We start from the raw sequence: 25,533 nt of genomic DNA, 5'->3' as shown, positions 1-25,533 counted from the left end.
TGAAAGTAATCACTATCCTGACATTTTTTATAACGTTAATAAGAACGAATGTTGATATGTAATGTTCCGGTGCCCACTCATAATTGCTATGAAAATAAAGGAAAGAACATACTTACTGGACAGGCTTTGGGAGCTGCAAAATGCCCGCGGTTATCTGGGCGATGCAGATATTTTGCAGGCAGCGGCAGAGTTTGGTATCTCCCCGGTAGATGTGGAAGGCGTAACAGGCTTTTACCATTTCTTTCACAGGCAGCCAACCGGAAAGTATACCATCTACCTGAACAACAGTATTCTCTCCTGGTTTCATGGATTTGATAGGGTAAAAGCTGCCTTTGAAAAAGAAACAGGTGCTGCCATAGGAGGAACAGATCCGACCGGCACTTTCGGCTTTTTCGAAACCTCCTGCATCGGCCTCAGCGACAGGGAACCGGCAGCACTCATCAATTTTCACCCTTTTACAAAGCTCACGCCACAGAAGGTAAAGCGCATCATCAACGGTCTTAAAGATGGAAAATCGCCGGCAGAGCTGGCAGACACGGTAGAGGAAAAGGTGCAGTATAAACCTGAAGAGGACAAAACTATACTTCTCAGGGATTTTGAGCCGGGTAAAGCTATTGAGAAGCTCAAGGAATACTCACCGGACCAGGTAGTCGACATGATCAAGGAAGCCGGCTTGTCAGGCAGGGGAGGCGCATTTTTTCCGACCGGGATGAAGTGGGAGTTTGCCCGCAAAGCAAAAGGCACGGTGAAATACATTGTCTGCAATGCAGATGAAGGAGAGCCGGGAACCTTTAAAGACAGGGCGTTACTCAACCTATTGCCAGGGCTGCTGATAGAAGGCATGATCGTGGCAGGGTATGCTGTAGGGGCAACTGAAGGCATTATTTACCTGCGAGCAGAGTACACCTGGCTGCTCCCGAAGCTGAATGCTGCGCTGCAGGACTACCGCCAGAAAGGCTACTTAGGTCAAAGTATAAAAGGGTTGGGCAAGTATAAATTCGATATCCGGGTGCAACTGGGGGCTGGTGCTTATATCTGCGGAGAGGAAACGGCTTTGCTGGAGTCACTGGAGGGGAAACGCGGAGAACCGAGGCTCAAGAATGTTTTTCCGACGGATAAAGGCTTTCTGGGTAAACCTACCGTCATCAATAACGTGGAGACCTTCTGTGCTGCTGCCCGCATCATAGAACTGGGAGTGGAGAAGTTTAAAGGCTTAGGCACCGAAAAATCTACCGGTACCAAGCTGCTCAGTATAGCCGGCGACTGTAAACGCCCGGGGCTGTATGAAATAGAATGGGGCATACGTTTGGGGGAACTGCTGGATTTATGCGGAGCCGAAGACACAAAGTATATACAAATGAGTGGCCCTTCGGGTGAGCTTATCTCGGTGGAGGAAAGAGAGCGGGTCATTTCCCTGGAAGACATCCGTTGTGGCGGCTCCGTGATGATCTTCAATAAACAGCGTGACCTGTTCACCATACTTCAAAACTTCTCCCGCTTCTTCACCTATGAGTCCTGCGGTTTGTGTACGCCGTGCCGGGCGGGTAATCCACAACTGCTGCACATGATTGAGCGGATGATGCAGGGTAAAGCAGCACCCGGTGATGTAGAGAAGGCCCTGCAATGGTCGGCTATCGTTAAACACAACAGCCGGTGCGGACTTGGCCAAACAGCTCCAAACTCCTTAGAGCAGGCGATTCAAAAGTTTCCGCATCTGTTCAAAAAGAAGTTGGTGCGCGACGACAATTTTAACCGTGAATTCAGTTTGGAAAAGGCCACCGAAGCATATAATATTTTAACGCATGGCAAAGGGTAAGAAAGAGGTAACGATCATACTGGATGGCAAAAGTATAAAATGCCGGGAAGGGGAGAACCTGCTGAAAGTGGCACAGGCGAATGAAGTTTTTATACCTGCACTCTGCTACTTCGACCACGTGGACCCGCCGCTGGGCACCTGCCGCGTTTGCACCGTGAAAGTGAAAGGCAAGTATACCGCCGGCTGCCAGGTTAATGCTAAGGAGGGATTGGAGGTGGAAGTGATGACGCCGGAGCTGCTGGACCACCGCAAAGCCGTGGTGGAGATGCTGTTCACGGAAGGCAACCACATCTGCCCGCTTTGCGAGAAAAGCGGCAAATGCGTGTTGCAGGCGCTGGGTTATGAGATGGGGATGGAAACGCCACGCTTTCCCTATACTTTCCCGAACCGGGTTATTGACTACAAGCCGAAGCACATCATTATGGAGAACCACCGCTGCATCCAGTGTAAGCGCTGTGTAGAGGATGTGTTTACAGATGAGGGCAAGCCGGTGTTCTATTTTCAGCAGCGGGGCAAGGAGACTTTTGTAGCCGTGGACTATGAGCAGGAGGCGAAGCTATCGTACGAGCAGGCACACCGAGCGATGGAGATCTGCCCTGTCGGAACCATACTATTGAAAGAAGATACAGTGGAGACACCCGGCTTCCGGAAGTATGATAAAGTGCCGATCTCTGAAAAACTGCCTGAGAAAGAAGCAAAGCATCAACAGGAAATATCACCTGCCGAGGTAAAGAAAAAAGTGGTGGCCACCGTTTCGCTGGCGGGTTGCTTCGGCTGCCACATGTCGATGCTGGACATGGACCTTAACCTGCTGGATTTGATCGAGGTGGTGTCGTTTAACCGCTCTCCCTTCACAGATATTAAAGAGTTTACGCAACGCTGCGATGTAGGATTGATCGAGGGAGGCTGCTGCAGCGATGAGAATGTGGAGGTGCTCCGGAAGTTCAGGGAGAGTTGCGATATACTGGTATCGGTAGGGGCCTGTGCCATAAACGGAAACCTGCCGGCGCTACGCAACTGGATGCCGCTGGAGCAGACGCTGCGGGAAGCATACCTTGAAACGCCTACCATAGACACAACAGCCCTGATTCCGCACCACGAGGACCTGCCGAAGATACTGGACAAAGTATACCCCTGCCACGAGGTGGTAAAGATCGACTACTTCATACCTGGTTGTCCGCCGGGAGGAGACCATATTTACAAGGTAGTGCAGAACCTGCTTTTTGGAACAGACTTTAAGGTGCCCTACGAGGAGTTTAAGTATGACTAAAGGCAAAGCGATGAACCGGAAAATAGCAATAGATCCCATCACACGGGTAGAGGGACATGGAAAGGTGACGCTGCACCTGGACGAAAATAACCGGGTAAAGGAGGCGCGCTTCCACATCGTGGAGTTCCGGGGCTTTGAGAGCTTTGTGAAGGGTCATCCGTATTGGGAAGCGCCGCTGTTAGTACAGCGCCTGTGCGGCATCTGCCCGGTAAGCCATCACCTGACGGCTGGAAAAGCCGTGGATCAGATCGTGGGGGTTGACCCGCAGGACCTTCCAGAAACTGCTACTAAAATCAGGAGGCTACTACATTATGCCCAGGTGTTTCAGTCGCATGCCACGCACTTCTTTTACCTGGCGTCCCCGGACCTGCTTTTCGGCACCGATGCCCCGGCGGAGAAGAGGAGCATTATGGAGGTGGCGGTAAACAATAAAGAGCTGGCGCTAAAGGGCATTCAGATGCGCAAGTTTGGGCAGGAGCTGATACAGGCCATTGCAGGCAAAAAGATACACGGCATATCAGTAACGCCGGGTGGTGTGCACAAGGGCCTGAGGAAAGAGGAAAGGCAGTTCTTTTTAGATGGCAAGGCTGTGCCTTCTGTCGATACCATGATCCGGTGGTCGCTGGAAATGGTGGCTTTTCTGAAGGAGTACCGCAGCAAGAACCAGGAGTGGCTGGACAGCTTTGCTGCTTTCCCGTCCAACCATTTAGGCCTGGTAACACCTAACGGTGCATTGGAGCTATACGATGGTAATTTCCGGGCTATAGATGCAATGGGTAAAACCATTATAGATCAGGAACCAGACACACGTTACCAGGAGCTTTTTGGTGAGGCCACCGAAGTATGGACCTACCTGAAATTTCCATACCTCAAAAGCCTTGGGCGCGAGAAAGGGTGGAGCCGGGTTGGTCCGCTGGCCCGCCTGAACGTGTGCAATTATATTCCGAGTCCGCTGGCAGAACGGGAACGGCAGTACTTTAAATCTCTTACGGATAACAAGCCCAACAACAGTTCTATGCACACGCACCTGGCCCGCATGATCGAAGTGCTGCATTGTGCTGAGCAGATGAAGTTATTGCTGGAGGATGATACTTTGGACAAGGGGGAGTTGGTGCGGCAGGGAAAGCACCGCAACCTGGGCATCGGCGTGATCGAAGCACCGCGCGGTACACTGATCCATCACTATGAAGTAGACGATAACGGCATGATCACAAAGTGTAACCTGATCGTTTCGACTACGCACAATAATGAGCCCATGAACCAGGCGGTAAAGTGGGTGGCCAATAATGTATTGGACGGGAAACCGGAAATTACCGAAGCGCTGCTGAACCAGGTGGAAACCGCCATCCGCACCTTCGACCCCTGCCTTAGCTGCGCCACCCATGCGCTGGGGCAAATGCCGCTAAAGATTACTTTATTTGATGCGGAAGGCAAACTGCTCGATGAACGCACAAGAAGTTAAAAGATCGCTGCTGGTTGGCATTGGCAACTCTGCCCGAGAGGACGACGGACTGGGCTGGGCTTTTGTGGAACGAGTAGAGCAAGAGGGGCTATTTAAGGGTGATTGCCTGTACCGGTTCCAGCTAAACCTGGAGGATGCAGAGCTAGTAACAAAGTATAAGCGGGTTCTTTTTGTGGATGCACATAAGGGAGAGCTTCCTAATGGCTACTCATTCCGTAAATGCATGCCAGATGCGGGTGCCGATTTTTCAACCCACCAATTATCACCTGAAAGTATCGTATACCTTAGTCAGCAGCTTTACAATGTGCGGCCACAGGCATTCATACTTGGCATACAAGGATATAAGTGGGGGTTAAAGGAAGGTTTATCTGAGCAGGCACAAGAGAACCTGGAGAAGGCGCTGAAGGGGTTCTTACAAAAACGTAACGGGAGCAACCTCATCCTTTATTAGGGCCGCTACTTTGGCGTTATGCTCCTGGAAAACCTCCACCAACGTCCTGCCTCTCTACTTTCCCCATAAACTTGTTCTTTAAGGCCTTTCAAGGGACTCACCGGGCAACTCACTTAAAGTATTAGAAAAGGTGCAAAATTCAGGCCCACGGTAAAAACAAAAAAGCCTGCAAGCGTTCGCTTGCAGGCTTTGCAGAGAGTGAGGGATTCGAACCCCCGGACCTGTTACAGTCAACGGTTTTCAAGACCGCCGCGTTCGACCACTCCGCCAACTCTCTGTCTTAATTCGTGTACAAAAGTAGGGCACTGCCCTGAATTATCAAAACTATACGTCAAAATTTTTCTCCGGTTTGTGCCCTAGGTTTCTCAACCCATTGATCCTCACAAGAAAAAATATTTATTGCGGCAGGATAGTAACACGTGCCGGTGTGCTTACCATACTTCTCCCTCCGTTTATACTTCCCTGTAGGGTAAAAAAATAGGGAATACATCAAAGCAAGCTGTATCAGAACTATACTTTCGCTTTCGCCATTTTGCCCGAGTGTGTGGTGGGCGTACGCACCAATCGTTTGGTCACGGTGTCAATGCTGACGTTTATCTCGAAACCAAGTATAAGGATCATGGATACAAAATCAAGCCAGATCATCAGACCGATGAGGGCGCCGATGGAACCGTAGAACTTGTTGTACGTATCGAAAGCGCTGATGTAGAGCGAGAAGCCCATCGACACCAGAAAGATAAGTCCGGTAGCCACCACAGCACCTGCCGAGAAGAATGGCCATTTGTCCTCTATGGCTGGCACAAAGTAGTAAATGAGCGAGGTGGCCAGCAGGAACAGCATAATAATGGCGACATACTTGAGCACCACCAGTAAGGTATAGGTATAACTCTCCGTCACAACCTCATAGAAAACCAACACATCCAAAATCCACTGCCCAAAAAAGATCGCCGCCACTGCCGTGAGCAGAATCATGCTCAGCACCGCGGTAAGTATGGTTGCGATGAGCCGCTTACGCAGGTAAGTGCGCTTGTAGAAAGTATGGTATTTCTTGTCGAAAGCGTCCATTAGCGACATAATACCGTTGGTAGAGAGCACCAGCGCGAACAGGAAACCAAAGGAAAGAAGGCCCCCGCGCGGTTTATTTACGATATCCTCAATCGTGCCGTAGGCCACCGCATACATCTCTCCGGGCATAAAGTCGGCCATAAAGTCGAGGATGCTCTCGCCCAGGTCCAGCGACAAAATGCTGGGTATATATGGGATGAGCGTAAAAAGGAAGATGATAGTCGGGAAGGTTGCCAGCGTGAAGTTAAAGGCCATGTACGAGGCCCGCTTGGTGATAGAATCCAGGCGCAACTCCCCTATCAGCACGTCAGCCACATCATACAACGAAGACCTGCCATTGTTGAACCGCCACCGTTTCAGGAAAACGATGAATTGGCGGTAGGCGCGGCGGCGCTTCAGGTATTGCTGGTTTAGCCTCATTAACTAAAATACTCGTCTAACTTACCGTGGATGAGGGCGGGCACCTCTGTGGGGCGGCCGGTCTTCATATCCACGAACACCATCAGGGTCTCACCCAGGGTTAGCAGCGTGCCCTCCTCATTGTACACCTCGTACTCAAACTTTATACGTGTACCATGCGGTTTGCTTTTCAAGAGCAGTTTTATGGTAAGCAGGTCGTCATACTTTGCCGGGCGGATAAACTTGCTCTTCAGCTCCAGCACCGGCATCATGGTGCCGGTCGCCTCCATCTCCTTGTACTCTATGCCCAGCCGGCGGAATACCTCGGTGCGCGTCACCTCATAGTAGGCGGCGTAGTTACCATGGTATACATAGCCCATCTGATCGGTTTCGGCGTAACGCACACGTATCTGTACTTCTGATTCGAACATCTTAGTTGCTGGTTATTGGCGGATATTACGACGAAAGACAAGTTAAGTATAACGAATTTTCCGTCAAGCTGTCGGTCCGGCCAAATTATACTTTACTATACTCCCGCTCCCTATATTTTCAAATTATGCCCATACTGCTGATACGGGTAAGGAACAACAAACAACTCTACTTCATAATGTTGCGCTCGTTCAGGGCACGGTGAAAACGGCGGGCGTTTGCCTGGTGCTCAGCCACCGTAGAAGCAAACGCATGGTAACCGGAGAAATCGTCTTTGGCGCAGAAATATATATACTTGTGCTGCTCAGGGTTCAGCACCGCATCTATGCTGGAGATAACCGGCACGTTAATAGGCCCCGGTGGCAAGCCTTTATACTTATAGGTGTTGTAAGGAGAATCGTGGGTAAGGTGCTTGTTGAGCACGCGACGAATGGTGAAGTCACGCACGGCAAATACCACGGTCGGGTCGGCTTGCAGCAGCATGCCGCGCTGCAGGCGGTTCAGGTAAACGCCGGCCACACGCGGTTTCTCGTCGCTTTTCAGTGTTTCGGCTTGCACAATAGAGGCCAGCGTAGACACCTGCTGCGGCGTCAGGCCCAGTTGCTCCGCCTTAGCCTTGCGCTCATCTGTCCAGAACTTGTCGTACTCCGTTTTCATGCGCTGCATAAGCTCCGGCGCCGTGGTGGTCCAGTATACTTCATAGGTGTTCGGGATGAACATGCTCACGATGTTAGTCGTGTCGAAGCCCAAGGTCTGCAGGTATACCGGGTCGTTGAGCAGGCTGTCCAGCTCCTGCTCGCTTGCCTCCAGGTCAGTAGCCAGTTTCTCGGCCAGCTGGCTGCGCAAGCGCACATTGCTGAAGGTGAGGTTAAGCGGCATTTGCTGGCCCAGGCGCAGCACCCCGATCAACTGGCGGTTGTTCCAGCCGTTTTCAAGTTTGTAGCGGCCTGGCTTCACGAGCTTATCGTAATCCATCAGTTTGGACATAAAGCGCAGCGACAGCCTGTCGATAATCACGCCGCTGGCTTCCACAGAGTCCATGGCTTGCTCGTAGGTGGCTCCTGTGGGGATGAGCACGTATACTTCGCGCTCTTTCGTATCCACGTTTGCCGTGTACACGATCTGGTAAGCATAGTAAGAGAAGCTCACAAACAGGAACAGGAACAGCACGATCAGGCTGGGCACCAGCTTGCTCTTCTCTTTTCGCTTTCTTTTTACTGGGTTATTGACTTCGTTGGCCATAATGTACATAAAAGGCTCGGAACAGGGTTTAGGTTCCGCTACCATCTTTTCAAGGCCCCAAAAATAGCACATCTGCAGTTAATTAAGAACGAGAGTGACAGAAATTGCCTTTTATACCCTATCCGGGGTGGCTGCAAGTACAAGCCCGACAACCTAAGTTTATACTTCTGAGCACACTGGCAGCGCTTTTTCTACCGCATCCCGGAAACCCAATATCTTCTACCTGCCCGGGCGATGTTACGACATCATCAACCCTGTATCCAAAAAATGCTACAACTGTACCATAATTAGCGACAGAGTTTATAAATTTGAGGAAACTAACCTAAGAACTGTACATACATTTATATCCATAACATGGCAGGAGAAACCAGACAGGCCCAGATAGAAACCCTTGAGCGCAAAAATGCCGAAGCCTTACTTGGCGGTGGAAAGGAAAGAATTGAAGCACAGCATAAAAAAGGCAAGTTAACCGCCCGTGAGCGTATACACCTGCTGATGGATGAAGGCTCGTTTGAGGAGATCGGTAAGTTTGTGATGCACCGCTCCAAGGACTTCGGCCTGGACAAGCAGTACTTCCTGGGCGATGGCGTGGTAACCGGCTACGGCACCATCAACGGCCGCCTGGTGTATGTTTTCTCCCAAGACTTTACCGTGTTGGGCGGTTCGCTCTCTGAGACACACGCCGAGAAGATCGTAAAGATCATGGAGCTGGCGATGAAGAACGGAGCCCCGGTTATCGGCCTGAATGACTCCGGCGGCGCGCGGATCCAGGAGGGTGTGGTGTCGTTGGGTGGCTATGCCGATATTTTCTACCGCAACACGCTGGCCTCCGGCGTTATCCCACAAATTTCAGCCATCATGGGCCCATGCGCTGGCGGTGCCGTATACTCCCCGGCCATCACCGATTTTATCATGATGGTGGAGGACACGTCTTATATGTTCGTGACCGGACCAAACGTGGTAAAAACGGTAACGCACGAGAACGTAACCTCTGAGGAACTGGGCGGCGCCAGCACCCACAGCACCAAGAGCGGCGTAACGCACTTCTCCTGCGCCAACGAGGTAGAGTGCATCACCTACATCAAAAAACTGCTCAGCTACATTCCGCAGAACTGCGAGGAGCTGCCACCATCGCTGCCATACGAGCCGCAGGCCGACGAAACACGCCACGTACTCGATTCCATCATACCGGAGAACCCGAACCAACCTTACGACATCCGTGAGGTGATAGAGGGCATTATAGATGCAGACTCCTTCTTTGAGGTGCACAAAAACTTCGGAGATAATATTGTGGTGGGCTTTGCCCGATTGGGTGGCAGAAGTATAGGCATTGTGGGGAACCAGCCAGCCGTGCTCGCCGGTGTGCTCGACATTAACGCCAGCACCAAGGCCGCCCGCTTTGTGCGCTTCTGCGACAGCTTTAACGTGCCGCTGCTGGTGCTGGAAGATGTTCCGGGCTTCCTGCCGGGCACCGACCAGGAGTGGCGCGGCATCATTACCAACGGTGCCAAGCTGCTATATGCCTTCTGCGAGGCCACGGTTCCGCGCATCACGGTGATTACCCGTAAGGCTTACGGCGGTGCTTACGACGTGATGAACTCCAAGCACATCGGCGCCGACATGAACTTTGCCTGGCCAACCGCCGAGATCGCCGTAATGGGCGCGCAGGGCGCTGCCGAGATCATCTTTAAGCGTGAGATCGCCACCGCCGAGGACCCGGAGGCAAAACTGGCCGAGAAGGTGCAGGAGTATAAGGAGAAATTCGCCACGCCTTATCGTGCCGCCCACCGTGGCTTTATCGACGAGGTGATCATGCCATCAGAGACCAGGGCTAAATTGATAAAGGCATTTAAGATGCTGGAAAACAAGGCAGTAACGCTGCCACGCAAGAAGCACGGAAACATTCCGTTATAATTAAAGCTTATAGTATACTTTTGGCCTGTGTGCAGGGGTGAGTTTTAAAGATGCACGGGCCTAATATGAAATCAAACGCTAACTTAACAACCACCACCTTACACATGAGACAAGAATCTTTTGATTTTCTGCAGAAATACCTGAATAACTCCTCCCCTACCGGCTTTGAGTCGGAGGGCCAGAAACTGTGGCTGGAGTACATGAAGCCATACATTGACGAATATCTTGTAGATACTTACGGCACCGTAGTAGGCGTTATCAACCCGGAGGCAGAGTATAAAGTGGTGATTGAGGCCCATGCCGACGAGATCTCATGGTTTGTAAACTACATAACGCCAGAGGGTTACATTTACCTGAAGCGCAACGGCGGCTCCGATGCGCTGATAGCGCCATCCAAGCGCGTGAACATTTATACTGCCAAAGGTGTTGTGAAAGCTGTTTTCGGGTGGCCGGCCATACACGTGCGTAAGGTGGAGAACGACAAGGCCCCAACCATTGAGACCGTGTTCCTGGACTGCGGCGCCAGCAACCGCGAGGAAGTGGAGAAAATGGGTATACACGTGGGCTGCGTAGCTACCTTCGAGGATGAGTTTACCGTAATGAACGACCGCTACTACGTGGGTCGCGCGCTGGATAACCGCATCGGTGGCTTTATGATTGCCGAGGTGGCACGCCGCTTAAAGGAGGAAGGCCAGCAGTTGCCGTTCGGCCTGTACATTGTTAACTCTGTGCAGGAAGAGATAGGCTTGCGTGGTGCCGAGATGATTGCGCACCGCATTAAGCCCAATGTAGCGATCATCACCGATGTTACCCATGATACGCAGTCACCGATGTATGACAAGAAGAACAGCGGCGACATCCACTGCGGCAAAGGTCCGGTGATCGCCTATGGCCCGGCCGTACAGAACAACCTCCGCGACCTGATCATCCGCACGGCGCAGGAAAAAGAGATTCCGTTCCAGCGCTCGGCTGTTTCACGTGCTACCGGCACCGATACAGATGCCTTTGCCTACTCCAATGCCGGCGTGGCCTCTGCCCTTATCTCGCTGCCGCTGAAGTACATGCACACCACTGTGGAGACCGTGCACAAAGACGATGTGGACAATGTGATCAAGATGATCTACGAAACGATACTTAAAATTCAGGACAAGCAGGATTTCCGCTACCTGACCTAAGATTTCATACTTTTAGCCGAGTATATAGAACCTCGCAGTGCCAACCATTGGCCTGTGAGGTTTTTGTTTTTCTGCCCGGTCCTGCGTATGTTCAGATAGCTTAAAACCATTTATACTTTTATCTCCGTGACTTTTACTGACCAAATGGGCCACCAGATTATGCTGCCGCATCCCCCGCAGCGCATCGTCTCTTTAGTGCCTTCCCAAACCGAGCTTTTATTTGACCTTGGCTTAGCCGATAAGATTGTAGGGGTTACCAAATTCTGTATCCACCCAAAAGAGCAGGTAAAGCAAAAGGTAAAGATCGGCGGCACCAAGAATTTCCATTTCGATAAGATCGATGAACTGCAGCCAGACCTGATTATCGGCAACAAAGAAGAGAACTATAAGGAGGGCATTGAAGCTTTACAGGCAAAGTATAAGGTATGGATGAGCGATATTTATACTTTGGCGGATGCGCTGCAGATGCTGCAGCAGGTGGGGCAGCTAACCGGCACCGAGGCCATAGCCGCAGAACTGGAGCAACGTATAAAAGCTGGTTTTGAGCAGCTGCAGCCGATGCAGCCAGGTATAAAAACGTCTTATTTCATCTGGCGCAATCCTTACATGGCCGTAGGCAGCCACAACATCATCGATCATATGCTGGGCCGCTGCGGGTTTTCCAATGTCTTCGCTGATCTGGAGCGCTACCCCGAGATTTCGCCGGAACAGCTGCAGCAGGCTGCTCCGCAGCTTATACTTCTATCCTCGGAGCCCTATCCTTTTAAGGAGAAGCATATACAGGAATTTCAGGAGCTGTGCCCGCAGGCAAGTATAAAAGTGGTGGATGGCGAGATGTTCAGCTGGTACGGCAGCAGACTGGTAAAAGCACCTGCTTACCTGCAGCAGGTAGTAGAGGAGGTGAAGCGGGAGTTAGAGGTATAAGTATAAATCTGGCACTGCCGCAAGTTTAGCGATAGCGAAATGTGGTTGTACATGGCAGAAGCTTTCAGCTTCTTTGCTTTGCAAAAGCAAAACCTGCAGCGGCATTAGCTCTATACTTATGCTTGCTTGAGGATACACAGCTGTAGCGGATTTGTAATCTTCAGTAGCAAAGGCAACAGCTACTAGCAAGCTCGCGGATTACAAATCCGCTACTAGCCGAGTTCCGGATTGCAAATCCGGAACAGCTGTGGTTACAAATCCGCTACAGCGAGACAACACCTGCAACTGCCTTATACTTATACCTACTACCTGTTTTTCTGCTTCACAGAAAGAAAGTCGAAATCTTGCATCATGCATACCCACATTTGCGCTATCGCTAAACTTGCGGCAGAACTAAGGTTACAACTTCCGGAGCAGCTTTCGCGCCCGCTCCGACACCGCCTCGAAGTATGCGGCGTCTGCCTCCACCTCTTCAGCGGTCTTGCCTTTCACCTCCCGTTTGTTCATAGGGTCTGCTAAAGAAGTAAGCGTGATGATCTTCCGGAGCCGCTGCTTCTGTTCATCGGTTATACTTGCCAGGTCCGGTGCCTCCAGTTGCTGCAGCAGCTGCTCCCGAAAATCCTTTTTCTCCACGGCCTCCTCCTCCAGTAACCGCATTACAGCAGCCACGGCCTCATCCTCAAACGGGGAATCTAGCGCGGCAGCAATCAACTCGCCTGTGGAAGGCAGAGGCAATTTGATAAGCAGCTCGTAGCCACCGTCAGACTGCTCGCCGGCTGTGGTGTAGCACTTCATCCAGAACCTGCCCGCAGCGGCATCCTTGTACACAGCCGCCCAGCCGCCTGCCGCCTCTTCCATCAGCTGCATCTCGTTCAGGCGCTCTTTTATAAGTCTGGCGTCTCCGTATAATTTCCGCTCCTGCATAAGCCGGCTATACTTTATATTTTATACTTTATCTCAAAACCCACCTTCTCCAGGTCCTCCCAAAACCTTGGGTAGGATTTGCGCACCACGCCCGGCTCCTGAATCTCCACGGGTTGCAGCAGGGCAAGCGGGGCAAAGGCCATGGCCATGCGGTGATCCTGGTACGTGCGGAAACTCAGTTGCTTTTTCTGGAGGATGTCAGGCTCCAGGCGGAAAACACCCGGCGTAACCTCCCGCAGCGACGAATTCATACTTAGCACCTCAATCTGAAGGGCCTGAATGCGGTCTGTTTCTTTTATGCGCAAGCTTTCCAGCCCCGTCATATCCACGGTTACACCAATGCCGGCACACAAAGCCACCACGGTCTGCGCCAGGTCCGGACAATCCGAGAAGTCTAACGAAATGTGCCGCTCGTGCTCCTTTTTCAGTAGCCGAACCCCCTCTGCGGTAAACTCGGTGTACACGCCCAGCCGGTACATAATGTCCGCAATGGCCCGGTCGCCCTGAAACGATTGCTCTTTCAGGCCCAGCAGGGTGATTTCCGCCTCATTTGCCAGCGCCACCAGACTGTACCAATAGCTCGCCGCCGACCAGTCGGACTCTACCGTAAACGCTGCGCATGTATACTTTTGGGGCTTTACAGAGATGGTGTTTCCGGAGAAATCAGCTCTTACGCCAAAGTGCTGCATCAGCGAGAGCGTCATCTCAATGTATGGCCGCGATCCGATTTTGCCTTCCAGTTCCAGCTCCAGCCCCTCTGGCAGCAGGGGCGCAATCATGAGCAAAGCCGAGATATACTGGCTGCTGATGTCGCTGCGGACTTTCAGGTGCTTTTGGCCGGTGCCCGTAAAACCATTGATTTTTAAAGGTGGATACCCCTCCTCTCCCAGGTAATCTATATTTGCACCTAACTTCCGCAGCGCCTCCACCAGAATTTTAATGGGCCGCTGGCACATGCGGTCCGTGCCTGTAAGCGTCTTTTTCTGGCCGGTAACGGCGTAATAGGCGGTCAGGAAGCGCATCACCGTGCCGGCGTCCTCGGCATCTATGGTTTCGGCATCGCTCTGCAGCAGGCGCTGCAACAGTTGGGTATCGTTGGCTTCGGAAAGGTTGTGCAGCTGCGACTCCTGTCCCGACAGCGCCGCAATGATGAGGGCACGGTTGGCCTCGCTTTTGGAAGCCGGCAGTTTTATACTTCCATTCAATTTACCGGTGGGGTGGCTAAGGGTGAGGCTCTGGCTCATAGTAAGGTGTAGTAGCGTAAGGATTCAACGATTTCCTGCACCGTTATGGGCTGGTCGTACACGGCTTTGCCGATGCCTTGCAGCAAGGTGCAGTTGATGGTGGAGCGGGTGTTCTTCTTGTCCTGGAGCGCCAGCTGGGCTATATGCTGGATATCCTCTTCCGACAGCTTCACCTTCTCGTAAATAGAAACCAGGAATGTCTCGATCTTATCCAGTTCATCTGCCTGCAGCAGTTCATGCTTTTTGCTGATCCAGGCCTCGCAGAGCATGCCAACGGCCACGGCCTCGCCGTGCAGCAGCGCGCGCTCTGGCCTCTCAAGCAGGTAACTTTCCACGGCATGGCCCACCGTATGCCCGAAGTTCAGAATCTTGCGCAGGCCGCCCTCCAGCGGGTCCTGCTCCACCACACTGGATTTTATACGTACGGAGTGACGAATGAGCCCCTCCCAATCCTCTGTGAACAAGCCGATGTGGCGCTGCTCCATAAAGGCATCCTTGTCAGCGATCAGCCAGTGTTTGATGATCTCGGCATAGCCGGATTTCAGTTCGCGCTGCAGCAGTGTCTGCAGGAAAGCAGGGTTTATGAACACCGCCTGCGGCTCCTGGTACACGCCGATATGGTTCTTGAGCCCATGAAAGTCGATGCCGGTTTTGCCGCCCACACTGGCATCAACCTGCGCCAGCAGCGTGGTGGGCACCTGCACAAAGAAAATCCCGCGCTTAAAAACGGCCGCACAGAAACCACCCATATCGCCGATCACGCCGCCGCCCAGGTTTACCAGCACCGACCAGCGGTCCAGGTTCAGCTCGGTCATGCGCTGCCAGATCTGCTCACATGTTTGCAGCGTTTTGTGTTCCTCGCCGCTCTTAATCTGGATGAGGTCGTGCTCAGGCAAGTATGGCTTCAACAAAGGGTAGCAGTGATGCAGCGTGTTCTCATCCACCAGCACCGCCACCTTGCTGAACGCCCGGTTCTTCAGCAGTTCCGGCAGTTCCTTCAGCGCATCGTGGCCAATATGTATCGATTCAGTCATAGTAAGACCACAGATTAAAGTGACTTTATAGATTAGGATTGATTAAGAAATCTGTCAATCAAACTTAATCCGTTTAATTTCAATGCATAAATTATGCTTATTATATCTGATTAAGAAACCTTATTTAATCTAAAAAAACCTCCTTAATCACCAGATATTCCCTTTAATCACCGGTCCCCGTCTAAAATCTGGGTTTGCTTTCGGATGGATTCCACGTGGATCAGTTTGTAAAGCTCTTCAATGAAGGCATGGTTCAGGCCGGCATCCTCGGCCCACTCGCCGCGGCTCCGGAAGATTTCCTTCCAGCGCTCCAGCTGCAGCACCTGCACGTTGTTCAGTTTTTTATACTCCCCTATCTGCTCCACCAGCGCCATGCGCCGGCCCAGGGCCGCAATAATGTCGTGGTCGGCAGCGTCTATCTGCAGGCGAAGTTCCTCGGCCCGATTCACCAGCTCGGCATCATCGTAATTTGTTTTACGTACCTGCAGTTTGGCAAGTATGGCTTTCAGGGCATCGGGGGTTACCTGCTGCTCCGCATCGCTCAGCGCCTTGTCCGGGGTCAGGTGCGTTTCTATCATCATACCGTCGTAGCCCAGGTCCAGCGCCTTCTGCGACACCGGGAAGATCAGGTCGCGCTTGCCCCCGATGTGGCTAGGGTCCACGATCATCGGCAGGCTCTGGTAACGCGCCTTCAGCTCGATCGGGATCTGCCACACCGGCACATTCCTATACTTTGATTTCTGGTAAGAGGAAAAGCCGCGATGAATGGCCGCTAAATCTGTAACGCCTGCATGGTACATCCGCTCGATGGCCCCGATCCACAGCGCTAGGTCCGGGTTCACGGGGTTCTTCACCATCACCGGCACATTCACACCTTGCAGCGCATCGGCTATCTCCTGCACGGCAAAGGGGTTCACGGTCGTGCGGGCACCGATCCAGAGCACATCTATCTCCTGCTTCAACGCTTCCTCCACATGGCGGGCGGTGGCTACCTCGATGGCCACCCGCATCCCCAGCTCACGCTTTACGCGGTTCAGCCAGGCCAGCCCTTTGGAGCCCACGCCCTCAAAACTGCCCGGGCGCGTGCGCGGCTTCCAGATACCGGCCCTGAACAAGTGGACGTTCTGCTGCTTCAGCGCCGCGGCCGTTTGCATCACCTGCTCCTCGGTTTCGGCACTGCACGGGCCGGCAATTACAAGCGGGTGCCCCTGCCCTGCCTGCAGCTCCGTGAAAAAAGACTTCGTAGGATTAAACTTCATCAATTGCATGTATTGTTACAAAGGTAGCCGATGCGGCGCAAAAAAGGCAGCCGTTAAAGTATAAATTAACCCGGCCGGCCGGGCCAGCATCGCCCTTAAAGCTAAACAGCAAAACAGTGCGTGTGGTTTATACTTACGGCAAAGTATAAATTTACCTGATGCAGCCGTTGTTTATGGTTGTGTACTAGGCCCGAAGCACTATCTTTGCACCGCTAATACAACCTTACATGAACCTGATTACCAAAGTCTCTTTCGACGATACAGCAGTCGCTTTTTCATCCAAATCCGATACTGAGCTGTTTAAGATGTACCTGCTGTTTAAGGCCATGAACAGCAACACTTTTGTGAAGGCTGGCGGCGCCCTGCTGAACACGGCCCTAAACCTGCATCTCCCCGTTAAATTCCTGATCAAGCCAACTATCTTCAACCACTTCTGCGGCGGCGAAACCATTGAGGAGTCGGAGCGCGCGGTGCAGGAGCTGGCAAAGTATAACATCGGCACTATTCTGGATTACTCGGTGGAGGGCGAGGGCGATGAGAAAAGCTTCGACGCCACCCGCGACGAACTGCTGCACGGCATCGAGAAAGCCCACGGCAATAAAAATATCCCGTTCTCGGTCTTCAAAATCACCGGCCTGATCGACATTAACCTGTTGGAGAAGGTGCAGAAGAAGCAGGAGCTTTCCGTTACCGAGCGTGCCGCCTTTGAGCGTGGCCGCGACCGCGTGAACGAGATCTGTGAGCGTTGTTACAAACGCGATGTACGCGTGTTTATAGATGCGGAGGAAAGCTGGATTCAGGATACCATCGATAACCTGACCTACGAGATGATGGAGCTCTATAACAAGGAGAAGGCTAACATCTACAACACATACCAACTCTACCGCCACGATAGGCTCGACGTACTCCAGCGCGATTACGAGAATGCCATAAAGGGCGGCTACTACATGGGTGCCAAGCTGGTGCGCGGCGCCTACATGGAGAAGGAGCGAAAGCGCGCGCAGCTGGAAGGGTACGAGAGCCCAATCAACCCGACCAAAGAGGCTAGCGATAAGCTGTTTGACAATGCGCTGCGCTTCTGCGTGGATCATATTGACCGCATCGCCTTCTGCAACGGCACCCACAACGAGGCCAGTTGTTACCTGCTGATGGAGCTGATGGCCGAGCACAACATTGCCCCGAACGACCCGCGCGTATACTTTGCCCAGCTCTTCGGCATGAGCGACAACCTCTCCTATAACCTGGCAAACGCCGGTTACAACGTAGCCAAGTACGTACCATACGGCCCGGTGGTAGAGGTGATGCCTTACCTGCTGCGCCGCGCCAATGAGAACACAGCTATAGCCGGGCAGAGCAGCCGCGAGTTTAGCCTGATCCAAAGTGAAATAGAACGCCGTAAGGCAGCAAAACGCTAAAGTATAAAAGCAGCAAGGCCAGCTATACTTTAGCTGGCCTTGCTGCTTTTATACAAGCGCTGGCGTGTTTTGCGCTGGCCTAAAAAGCATCGGGCCTCGCGCAGATGCACGAGGCCCGATGATGTGTTTCGGAACTATAAGCTATTCGCTGTAGTCCTTACTTATAACTACTCAACTACAGTAGCAGAGTCAGCCTCAACAGCAGCAGAATCTTCTTCTACTACTACTTCTTCCTCAACAACTGGAGTCTCTTCTACAACTTCAGTCTCAACAGCTTCAGTCTCAGTAGTTGCTTCTTCGTTGCAAGCAGTGAAAGTAACAAGAGCAAGGGCTACGATAGCGAATTTGAATAAATTTTTCATTTTTGTGTTTGTGATTAAGTGTTTTGGTTTCGATTTTGAACTTCATACCGAAAACGGGAAGAGGTAACCCTGCTTTCTGAAAATTTTTAAAATTATTTTTTTGATGGGTTACAAAACGCCCGCAAGCGTATTAAAATTTGACTGGAATGAAGAAGAGTTTGTATGAGACGGATGAGGCGGTTATAGAGGGCATCCGGCGCAGCGACGAAAGAGCGCTGGCCCACCTGTACAAACTATACTTCCCAATGATTTCTCACTTTATTTTGAGTAACAGCGGAACCGATGACGAGGCCAAGGACATTTACCAGGAAGGCGTTATCGTTTTTTACGAGAAGATAAAGGACAATAACCTGGAGCTGACCTGCCAGATAAAGACTTACCTCTACTCGGTGTGCAGAAGGCTCTGGCTAAAGCGCCTGGCTGAGAAAGGCCGCTACGCCACCCGGCTGGATGAGACCGACAGCTTTGTACCCGTTGAGGAAGACACCCTGCACCACGAGGAGCAGGAAAAGCAGTTCGGGGTGATGGGTGATGCGCTGGAGCAGCTCGGCGAGCCGTGCCGCAGCCTGATTGAGGATTATTACATACGCATGCAGAACATGCAGGACATTACTGACAAGTTTGGCTACACCAACACCGACACAGCCAAGAACCAGAAGTATAAATGCCTGCAACGCCTGAAGAAGATATTTTTTGCTACCTATAAGCCTGAAGTTTGATCAGGCAAACACTTTCTGGGAGAAGACTACCATGTTAGAATACCGCGCATACGAAGAGATTGAACGTTACCTGAACGGGCAGATGGCCGCTGAGGAAAGGGCAGGCTTTGAGGCACTGCTGCGCACCGATGCACGCCTGGCTGAGCAGGTACGCGAACACAGGCAAATGCTGCAGGCCCTGAAGGGCTTTGGCCAGCGCAGAGACCTGCGCCAGCAACTGAACAATATTCACAGCCAGATGGAGGCCGAGCAGCAGCCAGCCGCACCAAACGGCTGGACAGTATACTGGAACCGCCACAAGCAAACGGTGGCAGTGGCTGCCAGTGTGTCGTTACTCTCGGTATTTGGTACGCTCTGGAGTGTGCAGCAGATGAAAGCCCCTGTGCAGCAGCAGACAGCCCGCTACGTAGAGTTGCGCCGCGAGGTAGAGCGCCTCAAGAAAGCGCAAACCGCCATTATCAACGGTATAAACGACGCCAGCAAACCTGCGCCGCGTCCGGCTGCTTTTAGCGGTACCGGCTTTGCCATCTCCTCCGATGGGTATGTGGTGACCAGCTCACACGTAGTAGAAGGCGCCGACTCTATTATGATCGAGAACAAGGCCGGCCTGAAGTATAAAGTAAGCGAGATTTACCGCGACGAGATACATGACCTATCCATACTTAAGGTATCTGAAGGAAATTTTGCAGGGTTTGGCAAACTGCCTTACACGTTTAAGAACACGGAGAGCGAGTTGGGTGAGCGTGTGTTTACGCTTGGTTACCCACGCGAGGATATTGTTTTTGGAGAAGGCTCCCTTAGCTCTGCCTCTGGCTTCGAGGGCGATACCACGGCTTACCAGATCTCGATTCCGCTGAACCCCGGCAACAGCGGTGGTCCGCTACTGGATGACAAGGGTAACCTGATCGGGGTGATCAGTGGCAAACAGGCAGGACAGGAAGGTGCTGCATTTGCCATCAAATCCGCTTACCTGCTTCAGCTGATCAATGAACTAGCCATAACCGGACAGGTGCAGCCGTTAACGTTGCCCAAAAATAATACTCTTTCAGCCCAAAACAGACCACAGCAACTCAAAAAGCTGCAAGACCATGTATTTGTGGTGAAAGTATATAATTAATTAGCAGAGTAGCGTAACCTTTAAGTCCAACCAGCCTTTAATTGTTCTTAACTAATGAAAAACCAATAGGTTACCTCAACATTTTCAGCGCAGTTCAGTTATATTATTAAGTGAAACAGGTACTCAGAGCTTCTGAGCTACCATATTATTTTGAACACTAATATAATAAACTGAAAGCTATGAAAAAGAGAACAATCATACCTATGGCTCTTGCTGCGACCATGCTGTTTGGCTTTGGCTGCGCGAGTTCGAGCGACACAATGGACGATACCACTGCCATGGACAGCGACATGACCATGAGCGAAACCCAGACGATGGCTGGTAACACTGAAGATGCGGATGCAGTAGTGGTAGAAGAGTCTGTAGTGGCCGTTGCCCCAGTTGCTACCTTATCCACAACTTCCCTATCCCTGGAAAACACCGTGGAGATTGATAACATGTTTGAGAACATTGATGATACAGAACAGTACGATGTGCTGGAACTGGCTAAAATGGAACCAAACCTGTCAACTTTTGTAACACTCATGGAACAGGCTAACCTGAAAAGTGATCTTGACAGGTTAGAAGAATACACCCTGTTCGCCCCTACTAACGAGGCCTTCGCGAAGATACCTAAGGAGAAACTGGAATCACTGCTCCTGTCTGAGAATAAAGCCCAGTTGATGAGGGTATTGCAGGCGCACGTACTGCCTAGCGAGGTATCTTCCATGCAGTTCCAGAATAACTCACGCATCCAGATGTCAGAGGATTCTTATATCCCGGTTGAGGTGGGTGTAAACAATACCAATATCCGTGTAGGCGGCGCCCAGGTGATTCGCCCTAACATTGAAGGATCGAATGGTGTCATCCATGTGATCGATAGTGTTATACTTCCTGAAGATGTGCAGGAAGGCGATAATGTTGGGTACTAAACCTGACTAAGCTTAGATACGTTGAAAGCTCTCTTATTTTTAAGAGAGCTTTCTTTTTTATAGACCACACGTTTAAAGTATAGCTATCGCTTTTAACTTAACTATTCAGCATATGATAAAGCTATTCCCCCAAACCCTTATAGTTGCAGGTATAGTGTCAGGAGGCCTGTTTAGCTGCGCAAGCTCCAGCGACACCACACAGGACAACATGAACGTGAACGAGGCGCAGACAATGGCCAGTGATACAACAGGAACTGAGGCCCACACCGGGGCAAGTATAGACAGTAGTGCCAGGGATGTTGACTACAGCCAGATGTATACCAGCGTAGCCAACACAGCACAGTTCGACCTAGTAACGCTGGCCAAAATGGACCCGAACCTGTCTACTTTTGCAACATTGGTAGAGCAGGCAGAACTGTCTGACGCCCTGATGCAGCGGGAGGAGCCCTTTACAGTGTTTGCCCCAACCAACCAGGCCTTCGCCCAATGGCCCCAGGACTCTCTGAACACGCTAATGAAGACCGAAAACAAAGCACAGTTGATCAAACTGCTACAGGCCCACTTACTGCCTGGCAAAGTAAACTCGGCGGGTTTTAACAGCAGCCAGCGCCTAGAAACCGGCGGAGGAGAGTATATTATGGTAGATATAGCCGATAGCGGCTCAGGTGTAACTATTGGAGGCGCCAGCATTGTGAAAGCAGATGTAGACGCTTCTAACGGGGTGCTGCATGTAGTGGATAAAGTGATCGCACCGATCGTGGATACCATAGATCAGTTTTAGGCTGGCAACTTGTACAGAAATTAGGCAGGCGCCCTTCCTGTTGTGGAAGGGCGCCTGCCTTTGCTAGCTAACCGAACTGACCTGATTAACATTTTGCGGCAGAATCATGTAAAAATTAATAAAACAAACCTATAGACTATGAAAAAACTGAAGATAGTACCGTTTGCCCTAATGGCAGCATCTCTTTTCTGGAGTTGTGCCGGTTCCGATACAAACGCAAGTATGAACAGCACAGTGAGTGCTGAGGGCGACGCCGCTAACGCGCTGGAAGACCAGCAGGCAGAGCTTGAAACAGACGCCTCACAAGCCCCTATGGACCCAGATACAGACATGTCGGAAGAAGACCCTGCCCGTGACGTGGTTTCAGCCGATAACCCGTTGGGTCGAAAACCAAGTATTGTAGCACTGGCCCAGCAAACGCCGGAGCTTTCTACTTTTCTGGAGCTCATTAAAGCAGCAGATATGGTTACTGTACTGGAGAGCCCTGCCCCTTACACCGTGTTTGCCCCAACCAACGAAGCCTTTGCCGCCTTACCTGCCGGCACAGTAGAGGCCCTAAAAAGCCCTGATAACAAGCTAGAGCTTAGGAGGATTATCCAGGCGCATGTGCTTCCAAACCGAATATCTACGGATGAGATGAAAGATGGCACACCTATGCTAACCGCCCAGGGCGACGAGGTTATTGTCTCCCGCCAAGGCAATAGCATCAAAGTAGGCGACGCAAGTATTCGCGTACCGGACGTGCAGGCCTCAAACGGAGTTGTGCATATAATAGACAGGGTGCTGGCCCCACCATCAGAATAGTATATAGCAAAGGCAGTGCAATAACAACAGGCACTAAAATAGCCTCCTTGTTGCCAAAGCCGGTTACCCGTAACTATAATCCAACTGACCCGTTATAATTAACAAAGCCGGCAAATGCTATATTGTACTTGCCGGTTTTATATGAACGTAAAAACCAAAAATAAAAAAGCTATGGTAAACACAACTGATAAGGCGGGCATGATGACCGCCATGTTTAGAGACAGAGAAAGTGCAGAGCGTGCTTACGACGAATTGCGTGCACGCGGCTATGATAAAGATGAAATCAATGTAGTAATGTCTGACGAGGGCAGAAAGCGCCACTTCGGAGACGAGGACGCAGATGACACCACGGAGCTTGGCAACAAGTCGCTTGAAGGTACAGGTGCAGGTTCGGCCATTGGTGGTACACTAGGTGCCATTGTAGGTGCCGTGGCAGCTATTGGTACTTCGGTAGCAATCCCTGGCCTTGGCCTGGTAGTGGCTGGCCCCTTGGCAGCCGGTTTGGCTGGCGCTGGTGCTGGTGGCTTAACAGGTGGCCTGATCGGTGCACTGATTGGTGCCGGTATTCCTGAGGAGCGCGCTAAAGTATATGAGACTGGCGTAAAAGAGGGTAACATTGTGCTGGGCTTTAAGCCTCACAACCCGGAAGATGCCCGTTACTTCGATACGCATTTCCAGAAAAACAGAGGCGAGCATATCTATTATTAATAGGTAACTCCCCTTAAAAAAAAGCGCCTGGTACTGCCAACTTAGAGCAGTGCCAGGCGCTTTTCTTTTTACCTTAAAGATGATTGTTTACAGCTCTATACTTAAAAAACACACAGCAAGTATAAAGTATTTCTATGTTTCTTATAAAAAGAGCTATTCTTAAATAATTGAATCAAAAATAGTTTATTTAGGGCATTGCTTATACAATAGAACGCAACTCTGTCGTTATAACACAAAACCAAGTATACTTATCCATGCTTGGTTTCAGGCATGTGGCACTATTTCTGATAAAAGATTTTCCCGGAGGCAGTGCCCTGCACCAACTTTAGCCAAAGATTTACAATGTATAAACTCAACCATATCCTGATCATTGATGATGATCAGATAAATAACCTGTTCTCTCAAATCGTTTTGGAGGATGCTGATGTAACCAGCCTGGTATCTGTGTGCCACAGTGTGCCTGAAGCGCTTGATTTTTTACGTGATGCAGAAACCACGTTCAACACCGCTTTCCCTGACCTTATCCTGTTGGATATAAGTATGCCCACCATGGATGGATTTGATTTTCTGGACCGCTACTATGCCTTAGGGTACAACGAGCGCCACAAAACCTTCATTTCCATGTTTACTTCCTCCGATGAGCAGGACCACCTGAACCGCGTCCAGAAGTATGAGGTGGTAGTCGGGTTTATATCGAAGCCCCTGTCACTTCCAACGCTTAACAACATACTTGCCCTGCAGGATAACACCCGTGCAGAAAACAATTTGCCATAGTTTCGTATGCTTAGGGTATAATAATGTATATCCTAATATAACAACAGACTATGAGAAATAAAATGATAGCTCTCTGGTGCGCAGCAGGCGCTTTACTATTTAGTTCCTGCGACTCCGGCTCCGGCGACCAAACCACCGATACCACCACTGAAACAGCCACAACAGCTGCCACAGACACTTCCATTACGGAAGACAACAAAGAGCTGATGAAGTTTGCAGCACGCAACAATTTGCTGCAAATAGAGCTTGGCAAAATGGCCGCAGCCCAGGGCACTTCAGACAGCCTGAAAGCCTATGGCCAGGACCTGGTGGATTGGTATACAACCAAACAAGAAGAACTTCAGAAACTGGCACAAGATTATAGTGTAACCCTGCCCCAGCAATTGGAGGAGGAAGAAAATGAGCACCTGAACAAGCTGCGCGAGGCAAAAGCGGAAGGGTTTGACGGCGAGTACTGGGACAGGCTTACAGAAGCACAGAATGATGCCATTGAGGAGTTCGAAGACGGCCTGAAAGACGTGGATGAAGCCGCAGCGACACCGTTTTCGTTTTGGGCACGCAACACCCTAAAAGAGCTGCGTGCACAGTACGAGCAAGCCAAAGGCAGAGAAGTAGAGCTTAAACGGCGAGATACAGGCCTGAACCTGGAGAACGATAATTAAGTATACTTGTACCTTAAAACTGCAAGAGGGCGGGAAGTTAGTTCCCGCCCTCTTGCAGTTTATCCTTTATAGGCCAAAACCTCTTTCAGTTTGGCCCATGTGTGTTGCGCCAATAGCTTCTGCCCCTCAGCGTTTGGATGCACTCCATCTGGCAGGTTCAGGTGGCGGTTACCGGCTACTCCTTCCAGCAGAAAAGGTATAAAATGAATGTTGTTTTGCAGGGCCAACTCCCGGAACAGCTTCCGAAACTCTGCTGCATAGCGCCCGGGCACAATGTCTGGTATCTCCATACCTGAAAGTATGATCTTCACCTCCGGGTACTTGTGCTGTACCTTATGGATGATCTCCTGCAGGTTTTGGGTTGTCTCGCGGGCCGGGATGCCGCGCAGCCCGTCGTTAGCCCCTAAGGCAAGTATAAAAATAGCGATAGGCTCATGCAGCCAGCGGTCAATGCGGTGCACGCCACCGGCTGTTGTGTCGCCGCTGAGGCCACCGTTCAGCACCTTGTAATCCGTATACCCCTCTTGCCTTAGCTGCTCCTGTATCAGGCTGGGGTAAGCCTGCGCGGCAGGTAAACCGTAGCCAGCCGTCAGGCTATCCCCGAATATCAGTATGTTTTTCATGTAGCTTCTTTCCTCTTCTAAACAGTAAATCGCTTTGCCATACTTTGTA

Annotated in this window: 25 protein-coding genes and 1 tRNA gene; 16 read left to right on the top strand and 10 right to left on the bottom strand. The window is 51.2% G+C overall.

Going from position 1 to position 25,533, the window contains the following annotated elements; translation table 11 throughout:
* The first annotated feature begins 88 nt into the window (after window positions 1-88).
* The 4 genes from OO017_RS07215 to OO017_RS07200 are packed head-to-tail and all read left to right on the top strand — an operon-like array spanning window position 89 to window position 4,999.
* Complete coding sequence (locus OO017_RS07215) at window positions 89-1,816, top strand: NAD(P)H-dependent oxidoreductase subunit E (protein WP_266051788.1); 1,728 nt, start codon at window positions 89-91, stop codon at window positions 1,814-1,816.
* On the top strand, window positions 1,803-3,086 hold the full coding sequence (locus OO017_RS07210; RefSeq protein WP_266051787.1) for an NADH-quinone oxidoreductase subunit B family protein: 1,284 nt from the start codon (window positions 1,803-1,805) through the stop codon (window positions 3,084-3,086). The genes OO017_RS07215 and OO017_RS07210 overlap by 14 nt, the downstream gene beginning before the upstream one ends.
* A complete protein-coding gene (locus OO017_RS07205; RefSeq protein WP_266051786.1) occupies window positions 3,079-4,548 on the top strand; it encodes a Ni/Fe hydrogenase subunit alpha in 1,470 nt (489 codons plus the stop codon). The genes OO017_RS07210 and OO017_RS07205 overlap by 8 nt, the downstream gene beginning before the upstream one ends.
* Complete coding sequence (locus tag OO017_RS07200) at window positions 4,529-4,999, top strand: hydrogenase maturation protease (protein ID WP_266051785.1); 471 nt, start codon at window positions 4,529-4,531, stop codon at window positions 4,997-4,999. Before OO017_RS07205 ends, OO017_RS07200 begins: the two co-directional genes overlap by 20 nt.
* A gap of 192 nt (window positions 5,000-5,191) precedes the next feature.
* Here the strand turns inward: OO017_RS07200 and OO017_RS07195 are convergent.
* The 4 genes from OO017_RS07195 to mltG all read right to left on the bottom strand — a co-directional run bounded on the left by OO017_RS07195 (window position 5,192) and on the right by mltG (window position 8,134).
* Window positions 5,192-5,276 (bottom strand) — tRNA-Ser (locus OO017_RS07195).
* A gap of 233 nt (window positions 5,277-5,509) precedes the next feature.
* Entirely contained in the window at window positions 5,510-6,484 is a 975-nt protein-coding gene (locus tag OO017_RS07190) for a YihY/virulence factor BrkB family protein (protein WP_266051784.1), read from the bottom strand.
* Complete coding sequence (locus OO017_RS07185; RefSeq protein WP_266051783.1) at window positions 6,484-6,894, bottom strand: acyl-CoA thioesterase; 411 nt, start codon at window positions 6,892-6,894, stop codon at window positions 6,484-6,486. Before OO017_RS07185 ends, OO017_RS07190 begins: the two co-directional genes overlap by 1 nt.
* Before the next feature lie 166 nt (window positions 6,895-7,060).
* On the bottom strand, window positions 7,061-8,134 hold the full coding sequence (gene mltG, locus OO017_RS07180; RefSeq protein ID WP_266051782.1) for an endolytic transglycosylase MltG: 1,074 nt from the start codon (window positions 8,132-8,134) through the stop codon (window positions 7,061-7,063).
* 354 nt (window positions 8,135-8,488) lie between these two features.
* Between mltG and OO017_RS07175 the strand changes: the two genes are divergently transcribed.
* The 3 genes from OO017_RS07175 (at window position 8,489) to OO017_RS07165 (ending at window position 12,147) form a co-directional block, all read left to right on the top strand.
* Complete coding sequence (locus OO017_RS07175; RefSeq protein WP_266051781.1) at window positions 8,489-10,048, top strand: acyl-CoA carboxylase subunit beta; 1,560 nt, start codon at window positions 8,489-8,491, stop codon at window positions 10,046-10,048.
* Window positions 10,049-10,152: 104 nt separating this feature from the next.
* Window positions 10,153-11,223, top strand: coding sequence for a M42 family metallopeptidase (locus tag OO017_RS07170; RefSeq protein WP_266051780.1), 1,071 nt, complete (start codon window positions 10,153-10,155; stop codon window positions 11,221-11,223).
* A gap of 144 nt (window positions 11,224-11,367) precedes the next feature.
* Window positions 11,368-12,147 carry a helical backbone metal receptor gene (locus tag OO017_RS07165; RefSeq protein WP_266051847.1) on the top strand — a complete coding sequence of 260 codons (780 nt, stop codon included), beginning with the start codon at window positions 11,368-11,370 and terminating at the stop codon, window positions 12,145-12,147.
* A gap of 399 nt (window positions 12,148-12,546) precedes the next feature.
* Here OO017_RS07165 and OO017_RS07160 read toward each other — a convergent pair whose 3' ends face one another.
* The 4 genes from OO017_RS07160 to OO017_RS07145 all read right to left on the bottom strand — a co-directional run bounded on the left by OO017_RS07160 (window position 12,547) and on the right by OO017_RS07145 (window position 16,608).
* Window positions 12,547-13,071: a hypothetical protein gene (locus tag OO017_RS07160; protein ID WP_266051779.1), complete on the bottom strand. Its 525-nt coding sequence runs from the start codon at window positions 13,069-13,071 to the stop codon at window positions 12,547-12,549.
* Between the two features lie 14 nt (window positions 13,072-13,085).
* On the bottom strand, window positions 13,086-14,315 hold the full coding sequence (locus OO017_RS07155; RefSeq protein ID WP_266051778.1) for a 3-phosphoshikimate 1-carboxyvinyltransferase: 1,230 nt from the start codon (window positions 14,313-14,315) through the stop codon (window positions 13,086-13,088).
* A complete protein-coding gene (gene aroB, locus OO017_RS07150; RefSeq protein ID WP_266051777.1) occupies window positions 14,312-15,349 on the bottom strand; it encodes a 3-dehydroquinate synthase in 1,038 nt (345 codons plus the stop codon). The genes OO017_RS07155 and aroB overlap by 4 nt, the downstream gene beginning before the upstream one ends.
* Before the next feature lie 167 nt (window positions 15,350-15,516).
* Window positions 15,517-16,608, bottom strand: coding sequence for a chorismate mutase (locus OO017_RS07145; protein WP_439651299.1), 1,092 nt, complete (start codon window positions 16,606-16,608; stop codon window positions 15,517-15,519).
* Between the two features lie 227 nt (window positions 16,609-16,835).
* On the opposite strand from OO017_RS07145, the gene OO017_RS07140 reads away from it, so the two are divergent.
* Window positions 16,836-18,023: a proline dehydrogenase family protein gene (locus OO017_RS07140; protein ID WP_266051775.1), complete on the top strand. Its 1,188-nt coding sequence runs from the start codon at window positions 16,836-16,838 to the stop codon at window positions 18,021-18,023.
* A gap of 167 nt (window positions 18,024-18,190) precedes the next feature.
* On the opposite strand, the gene OO017_RS07135 is transcribed toward OO017_RS07140, so the two are convergent.
* The gene (locus tag OO017_RS07135) at window positions 18,191-18,385 is read right to left on the bottom strand and encodes a hypothetical protein (RefSeq protein ID WP_266051774.1); all 195 of its coding nucleotides are present in this window, start codon (window positions 18,383-18,385) and stop codon (window positions 18,191-18,193) included.
* A 146-nt stretch (window positions 18,386-18,531) separates the two neighbouring features.
* Here OO017_RS07135 and OO017_RS07130 point away from each other — a divergent pair, with 146 nt between their 5' ends.
* From OO017_RS07130 to OO017_RS07095, 8 genes are all read left to right on the top strand, one after another.
* Entirely contained in the window at window positions 18,532-19,104 is a 573-nt protein-coding gene (locus OO017_RS07130) for an RNA polymerase sigma factor (RefSeq protein ID WP_266051773.1), read from the top strand.
* Window positions 19,105-19,135: 31 nt separating this feature from the next.
* Entirely contained in the window at window positions 19,136-20,221 is a 1,086-nt protein-coding gene (locus tag OO017_RS07125; protein ID WP_266051772.1) for a S1C family serine protease, read from the top strand.
* 179 nt (window positions 20,222-20,400) lie between these two features.
* The gene (locus tag OO017_RS07120; RefSeq protein ID WP_266051771.1) at window positions 20,401-21,132 is read left to right on the top strand and encodes a fasciclin domain-containing protein; all 732 of its coding nucleotides are present in this window, start codon (window positions 20,401-20,403) and stop codon (window positions 21,130-21,132) included.
* Between the two features lie 112 nt (window positions 21,133-21,244).
* Complete coding sequence (locus OO017_RS07115; RefSeq protein ID WP_266051770.1) at window positions 21,245-21,913, top strand: fasciclin domain-containing protein; 669 nt, start codon at window positions 21,245-21,247, stop codon at window positions 21,911-21,913.
* Window positions 21,914-22,051: 138 nt separating this feature from the next.
* Window positions 22,052-22,717: a fasciclin domain-containing protein gene (locus OO017_RS07110; protein WP_266051769.1), complete on the top strand. Its 666-nt coding sequence runs from the start codon at window positions 22,052-22,054 to the stop codon at window positions 22,715-22,717.
* Window positions 22,718-22,888: 171 nt separating this feature from the next.
* Window positions 22,889-23,425, top strand: a complete 537-nt coding sequence (locus OO017_RS07105) for a hypothetical protein (RefSeq protein ID WP_266051768.1) — start codon at window positions 22,889-22,891, stop codon at window positions 23,423-23,425.
* A 342-nt stretch (window positions 23,426-23,767) separates the two neighbouring features.
* Window positions 23,768-24,199, top strand: a complete 432-nt coding sequence (locus OO017_RS07100; protein ID WP_266051767.1) for a response regulator — start codon at window positions 23,768-23,770, stop codon at window positions 24,197-24,199.
* 50 nt (window positions 24,200-24,249) lie between these two features.
* A complete protein-coding gene (locus tag OO017_RS07095; RefSeq protein ID WP_266051766.1) occupies window positions 24,250-24,861 on the top strand; it encodes a DUF4142 domain-containing protein in 612 nt (203 codons plus the stop codon).
* 59 nt (window positions 24,862-24,920) lie between these two features.
* Here the strand turns inward: OO017_RS07095 and OO017_RS07090 are convergent, their stop codons facing one another.
* Entirely contained in the window at window positions 24,921-25,484 is a 564-nt protein-coding gene (locus OO017_RS07090; RefSeq protein ID WP_266051765.1) for an arylesterase, read from the bottom strand.
* Window positions 25,485-25,533: the final 49 nt, after the last annotated feature.

It is taken from the genome of Pontibacter anaerobius, assembly GCF_026241195.1.
Taxonomy (GTDB): Bacteria; Bacteroidota; Bacteroidia; order Cytophagales; family Hymenobacteraceae; genus Pontibacter; species Pontibacter anaerobius.
The sequence above is the reverse complement of the archived record's forward strand: the minus strand, read 5'-3'. Positions and strand labels throughout refer to the sequence as shown.